The sequence below is a fragment of the Mesorhizobium sp. M0119 genome (assembly GCF_040322615.1).
Classification (GTDB): Bacteria; Pseudomonadota; Alphaproteobacteria; order Rhizobiales; family Rhizobiaceae; genus Mesorhizobium.
The window spans coordinates 1-1,014 of the sequence record NZ_JAMYTU010000108.1 but is presented as its reverse complement, the minus strand read 5'-3'; the positions used below and the strand labels follow the sequence as shown (position 1 = coordinate 1,014).

Here is a 1,014-nt window from a genome sequence, read left to right as displayed (position 1 = left end):
GCAGACCACGTTCTATCATCAGCTCGGAGCGCAGCACCTCCGTCCATCACCGTCGAAGATGGGGCTCAAGCCGAATATCCCATCTGATTCAATCTCCTTGGTAAAGGAGATTGAGTCGATGATGGGCGAACCGACGGTGATGCAGGAGGCGCTGTTCTACGAGTTCAGCATCGAGCGTCACGTCCCTGCTGACCATCTGTTGCGCTCGATCGACCGCTTCGTCGACCTGTCGGGGCTGCGCTCGCATCTGCGGCCGTTCTACAGCGAGATCGGTAGGCCCTCGATCGATCCGGAACTGATGATCCGGATGCTAATCGTCGGCTACTGCTTCGGCATCCGTTCCGAGCGCCGGCTTTGCGAGGAAGTGCATCTGAATCTCGCCTATCGCTGGTTTTGCCGGCTTGGCCTGGAGGGTGATGTCCCCGATCATTCCACCTTCTCGAAGAACCGGCACGGCCGCTTTCGCGACAGCGATCTGCTGCGCGAACTCTTCGAGACGACGGTGCGCCGTTGCATCGAAGAAGGTCTCGTCGGCAACGAGGGCTTCGCCGTCGATGCCAGCCTCATCAGGGCGGACGCGAACAAGCAGCGCTCTGCCGAGGGATCGGAGCAGGTCGACTGGGAGACGATGGCGGCAACGCGCCGCTCGGTACAGGAGTATCTCGACACGTTGGACGATGCCGCGTGGGGTGCAGCGAGCGAGGTGAAGCCGAAGTTCATATCGAGGTCCGACCCGGCGGCTCAGTGGACGGGAGCGATGAAGGGGCATGCCTTCTTCGCCTACGCCACCAACTATCTGATCGACCTGGATCACGCCGTCATCGTGGACGTCGAGGCAAGCCGGGCCATACGCCAGGCGGAAGTCGGCGCGGCACGCACCATGATCGATCGCGCCCAGGATCGCTTCGGCCTCTATCCAGAACGCCTGGCCGCCGACAGCGCGTACGGCTCGGCCGAGATGTTGGGCTGGTTGGTGCACGAGCGCGGCATCGAGCCGCATATCCCGGTCTTCGA

General features: G+C 62.3%; 1 protein-coding gene. It reads left to right on the top strand.

Translation table 11 applies throughout. The features are described from left to right. Positions 1-118: 118 nt before the first annotated feature. Positions 119-1,014: transposase (locus tag NKJ40_RS31775; RefSeq protein ID WP_352469390.1), on the top strand; the 896-nt coding region annotated here is incomplete at its 3' end.